The following is a 5,682-nucleotide window of genomic DNA, read 5'->3' as shown; positions in this document are numbered from 1 at the left end:
ATGATAAGCAAGTATTGATACCAAATAGTAAAGGTCATAATATATATGAAGTATTAGCTAAATGGCCTGATGGTGAATTATCATACACATTTGTAATAGAAGTTAGATAAACAGTTCTACTTCAGATAAAGGATAATTTAATACCATTTCAATATTTTTGATTATTTTCTACTTCCGATCTTCCACAATATGGCGCAAGAAGGTAGTACAGGTATACCTGGACTACCTTAAGGATAGCTACCTATTAAGGAAACACAAGTGATAATGTGGTTGCTTGGACTAATTTTTAGAAAATCTCACACATCTTTAAAGAAGTTAATATAATATACCGTACATTGACATGAAGACATAATTGCAAAATCCCTTTCTCAATGAGTAGGGATTTTTTTGGGTTTACTTTGGTTGCAACAGAATTCTTATTTACTTTCGTCTCTCTTTTGAAAAGTGGTGACATTGATGCACTGGCAAGTACTATCGAGTGTTGCGGCACCGTTTGTTCCTGCATCTAAAATTGAGAGACGGTACATATGACAACCGATGGGTGGGTGATCACAGACTGTGTTGTTTGGGGTTAATGTATGATCTCCACCTCTTTGATCAAACACTCTGTAACTACATAATGTAGTGGCGACTCCACCTGTTAATCGTTCGACTACATAATTCACATCAACAGGAGGGCTACCACCTACTTGTAAGTCAACCATCGTGTCAACCTTAGCAACCCAATTTTTTTCTGTAACGCTTATTGTATCAGTTGTTAAAATGAGAGGTATAAATGGTGTTGCCTGATCACCATCTGACAATGTGACATTGCCAAATTGACAATTGCAAAATATTTCGTTGTCTTTACCTTTGCAATTACAATTAGACATAATTTTTCATTCCTTTCAGTGGTATTGTTAGGTGATAATTCCACCTCTATCTAATTAGTAAATGCTCGTTTATGTATTCTTGTAACTGACAGAAGTCCATGTAACATGTTCTTATTGAAAGAAATACAGGCAATTGTATATAGAAGTAGTAGACATAATAGAAAAAGTGTGTACTAACTTTCCTATAGTGTTACTTCCTCAAGTAATAGAAAATAGGCAAGCTATATGGATGCTAGTCCAAGTATATCGAGGTTATAAATATAATATATAATAATTACTTTTTTAGGAGAGAAGTTATATGGACATCTACTTTTATGTAATAACCATGGTATGTTTTATGTGTATGATGACAGTAATTGGACCTACTCTAATAAGTAGTCCAACTCAATCTGTGGAATCATCATCTCAAGGCCTGAATACTTTAACGAGCTCTCAAATTGGCCTAGTTTTCTAATTTGAAACATATTGATTAGTAAGTCGATTAGTTCCAGTTTCTTTAAAAATGAAAAGCTGGAACTATTTTTTGCGGTATATCGTAGCTTAGCTCCCTAAACTTTAAAAGTAAAAATCCTTACCAAACATTATTTGAAAAGGATAAAGAATTGAGTCATGCTTTAATCTAAATCTCAAAGATCCTGAGAATACAAAAGATGTTGTAAAACTTATCTACATAAAAGTAAGCCGTTTTAAATTAGCATAGATATAAATAATCAGGGGACTATTGGTGAAAGAAGAAGTAATTACTATTAAGGATGAGATCATATTTAGATCTTCACAAATATGGCGCAAGAGGCTAGTAAAGACTATCTGAAATTTCCCTATTAAGGAAACACAAGTGATATTGTGGTTACTAAGGCTGAAGAAATTCATTCTTTGTTGTTCGGATTTAAAGGAGAAAAGATGCCACGAACGCTAGATGTACTATCACAGCAAACTTCGTCAATATGGGCGACTATGGTATAATTAGAATAAAATAGCGAATTTATAAGGGTGGTCGGCTTCATTCTTTGAAAGTGTGTGAGGCGTATGACTGTATACGAGGCATTAATGGTAGCGTTGGGATTTTCTTCAGTGATAATCGCACTTGTTGCGTTGTTTGTGCATATGCAGTCGAATAACAACAAATAGACCACCCTTTGTCCTGAACAGATGAGGGCGGTCTATGTCACTTAATAAGCCGATCCACAGAGGGAATCGTTATTGTGTGAGACCGTGAGTGTTGGAGCACTTGCGGTTTTTCTTATTGTATGCAGTTATTGCTTGTCTATGATTAGAATATCATAATTGTTGGGAAATGTACAATTAACATAGACTTCTATACATTTTAGTCACATTATATATTATAGTCCGATTTCTAGTTTACATATAAATCACATTAGATGTTTATCTTTTCTTTATTGAGGGGTTAAAGTTGCTAAAATGGGATGAGATAGAGTAAAATTAGTACCAAGTACTAATATGTACTAATAATAACAAAAGGGGGATTAACATATAAAAGCCGAATGATAGCTACCTATCGAAATGCCTGGAGCGTGGGTTGACAAACGGTAATTTGGAAAGGAAGATGTTTACTATGGATAAACGTAGAGTTGTTATTACAGGTTTAGGTGCTGTTACACCTCTTGGGTCATCAGTAGAAGCTACCTGGGAAAATATAAAAAATGGTGTATCGGGTATTGGAACTCTTACACGGGTTGCTCCAGATGATTACCCTACTAAAGTAGCAGGTGAAGCAACAGACTTTAATCCGGAAGATTTTATGGAAAAGAAAGATGCCCGAAAAATGGATCGGTTTACCCAATTTGCACTAGCTGCATCCTTGATGGCGGTAAAAGATGCTAGCTTAACAATAACTGATGAAATCGCACCAAGAGTAGGTGTATGGATAGGATCTGGTATAGGTGGTATGGAGACGTTTGAAAATCAATTTGAAACATTTCTAAAACGAGGATATCGTCGCGTTAGTCCGTTTTTTATACCGATGATTATCCCTGATATGGCGGCAGGTCAAGTATCAATTGCTCTTGGTGCCAAAGGGATAACTTCTTGTACTGTTACAGCATGTGCCACTGGGACGAATTCTATCGGTGATGCATTTAAGGCTATCCAACGAGGTGATGTGGATGTTATGGTATCAGGTGGAGCGGAAGCACCAATAACGAAAATGTCTATGGCAGGATTTTGTGCAAATACTACATTATCAACAAACCTAGATCCAAAAACAGCAAGCCGCCCTTTTGATAAAAATCGAGATGGTTTTGTTATGGGTGAAGGAGCTGGAATCATTGTGTTAGAAGAGCTAGAGTTTGCAAGAGCTAGGGGAGCAAAAATTTATGCAGAAGTAGTCGGCTACGGATCTGCTGGAGATGCTTATCATATAACTTCCCCTGCACCAGGTGGAGAAGGTAGTGTTCGTGCAATGAGGCAGGCTATTGAGGATGCAAGGCTTACGCCTGAACAAATTAATTATATTAATGCTCATGGTACGAGCACTCAGTACAATGAAAAATTTGAAACAATGGCGATTAAAGAAGTATTTGGTTCACATGTTGAGAAACTCCCAATCAGCTCAACAAAATCAATGACAGGTCACCTACTAGGTGCTACTGGAGGGATAGAAGCAATATTTTCAGCCCTAACGATAAAGGAAGGGATCATTCCACCGACAATTAACTTAGAAACACCTGACCCTGATTGCGACCTTGATTACGTTCCAAATAAAGCAAGAAAGCAAGAAGTGTCTGTAGCGTTAAGTAACTCATTAGGTTTTGGTGGTCACAATGCAGTATTAGTATTTAAAAAATACAAATGAGAAGGCTTAAAAATAGTAAGCAAACAAAATTGGTTATTGTATTGATGACAGTAAGAATGTAAAGAAAAAAGGTTTTTCTCTACATTTTTTTTGATTTAATTTAAACTAAAGTAAGAGATCAAGCATAAACAAAATTGATATAATATCCACTACTGGTAAGTATGTATACACTAAATTAAAGTTATGAAACATAATAGAAATTTTTTTTCATTATGAGGGAGGGAAATCTCCCTTTTTTTGGTTTTATCATTTAAAAAGCTTGAATAAAGATATAAGGAAAGAAATTATATATGAGGAAGTATCGTAGGTTGTAATAAGAACCATAATTATAAATGGAAAATCCAGAAGATAATAAGACATTTGAGGAGTTGAATAAGATGTCTGTTGCTTTTGTTGCAAATTTTTTGAGTAATAATGTAACTACGATTGATACAAAAAACCATTCAGTAATTTCCACAATTAGTGTTATAAATGCTCCAAGAGCTATTGGTATTACTTCAGATAATAAAATAGCATATGTTTTAGGTGGTGGTGGTGTTTCTGTTATTGATATAGGAACTTTACAAGTAATAGCAACTATATTAGGAATAACGCCAACTGCTATCGTATTTACTCCAGATAATCAGACTGCCTATGTTCTCAACTTTATGCAAAATACGGAAGGCACTGTATCAGTAATAGATATTAAAACCCATTCTGTTATTGCTACAATTCCTGTAGGGATTGCTGCGGTTGACCTAGTTCTTCCACCTAATGGTAAGCATGTTTATGTTGCCAATACAAATTCAGACAATTTAACTGTCATTGATACAAAAAACCATTCTGTGGTTGCTACGATTAGTGTAAACCTATCTTTTTCCACAATACCACTCAAAATAATAGTCGCTACACAAGATGGAAAATATGTATATGTGGTTGGTGAACAAGGTATGTTAATTGTCATTGATACAAAAAACCACTCTGTAGTTGCAACGATTTTTCTACCAGCTATTCGTATACTAATAAATTCCCCTGACAGTCATTTCATCTATGCTGCAAGTAATAGTAATTTGTTTGTTGTTGATACCAAATCACATTCACTTTTTTCCACAATACCTGTACCAGGATCGCATCAAAGTATAACTATTACACCTGATGGTAAATATGTTTACATACCTAATATAACTTTAGATTCAGTGTCTGTAATCGATACAAAAACTAACGCTCTAATCGCAAGGGTTGAGGCTGGAGACCAGCCAAGAACAATTAGGAGTACTTCTGATGGAAAAAGTATATATGTTTCCAATATAGGCAATCCAGATACGGTATCAATAATTGATGTAAAAACGCAAACAAAAATTTCAACTATTAGTGTTGGAATACAGCCAGTAGCGATAGTGTTCACATCTAATTAAACATTTATAAACCTGTAGAAATTTCCTTGCTACAGAAATGATTTCACTTAATTGATTATGAAACTCAATGATTATTTAGTCCATTAGTTAAGAAATAAGCTCATCTTACTATTGGAGAACAAGAAAATGTTATTCCACAATATGGCGCAAGAATCTAGTAAAGGGGTATGTCAGTTACCTAAATAATAAGATAAAAAAAGATATACTGAAAATGAATGAAGTAATCATAATACGATATGGCGCATATCTGAAACATTGATATGTGCCATTACCCATTTTAGGGCTAGATTGTGGAAGACTTGAAATCGAGATAATAACTTAAAAGAACTGAATCAGAGGCAAAAAGCTCTGTAATAGAAAAGCCCCTTTCTTTATGAATGGATGTTATGGAATAAAAAATCTTGTGGAATATAGATAATTTTGAAATAATTAGTAAGGGTTTTTCAGCTTAATGGAACAGTGGTTCTCAGAAAAGTAGTATTATTTTTAATGATGATATAGGGGGATAAAATTGAGTATTGAAGAGAGGATTTATCAGTCAGCGATTGAGTTAATAGAAAAAAGGTATCCTTCTGGTTGGGGAGGAGCTGCGGCGATGTACACT

4 protein-coding genes are annotated in these 5,682 nt (G+C 34.7%); 3 read left to right on the top strand and 1 reads right to left on the bottom strand.

What is annotated here, in order from left to right; genetic code table 11:
• Positions 1–416: 416 nt before the first annotated feature.
• The gene (locus tag JM172_RS23800; RefSeq protein ID WP_214484871.1) at positions 417–872 is read right to left on the bottom strand and encodes a hypothetical protein; all 456 of its coding nucleotides are present in this window, start codon (positions 870–872) and stop codon (positions 417–419) included.
• 1,026 nt (positions 873–1,898) lie between these two features.
• Between JM172_RS23800 and JM172_RS25015 the strand changes: the two genes are divergently transcribed.
• From JM172_RS25015 to JM172_RS23790, 3 genes are all read left to right on the top strand, one after another.
• Positions 1,899–2,000 carry a putative holin-like toxin gene (locus tag JM172_RS25015; RefSeq protein WP_250886869.1) on the top strand — a complete coding sequence of 34 codons (102 nt, stop codon included), beginning with the start codon at positions 1,899–1,901 and terminating at the stop codon, positions 1,998–2,000.
• 445 nt (positions 2,001–2,445) lie between these two features.
• Complete coding sequence (fabF, locus tag JM172_RS23795; protein WP_214484870.1) at positions 2,446–3,684, top strand: beta-ketoacyl-ACP synthase II; 1,239 nt, start codon at positions 2,446–2,448, stop codon at positions 3,682–3,684.
• Between the two features lie 332 nt (positions 3,685–4,016).
• Positions 4,017–5,078 (top strand): cytochrome D1 domain-containing protein, encoded by a 1,062-nt coding sequence (locus JM172_RS23790; RefSeq protein WP_214484869.1) that lies wholly within the window; start codon positions 4,017–4,019, stop codon positions 5,076–5,078.
• Positions 5,079–5,682: the final 604 nt, after the last annotated feature.

Source organism: Bacillus sp. SM2101 (assembly GCF_018588585.1).
Classification (GTDB): Bacteria; Bacillota; Bacilli; order Bacillales; family SM2101; genus Nanhaiella; species Nanhaiella sioensis.
Note: the sequence above shows the minus strand (reverse complement) of the source record. Positions and strands in the feature narration are given on the sequence as shown.

What these genes read in the sequence shown, in the direction of transcription:
- JM172_RS23800 (WP_214484871.1), bottom strand. Translation starts at nt 872, where the DNA reads ATGTCTAATTGTAATTGCAAAGGTAAAGACAACGAAATATTTTGCAAT.
- JM172_RS25015 (WP_250886869.1), top strand. Translation starts at nt 1,899, where the DNA reads ATGACTGTATACGAGGCATTAATGGTAGCGTTGGGATTTTCTTCAGTG.
- fabF (WP_214484870.1), top strand. Translation starts at nt 2,446, where the DNA reads ATGGATAAACGTAGAGTTGTTATTACAGGTTTAGGTGCTGTTACACCT.
- JM172_RS23790 (WP_214484869.1), top strand. Translation starts at nt 4,017, where the DNA reads ATGGAAAATCCAGAAGATAATAAGACATTTGAGGAGTTGAATAAGATG.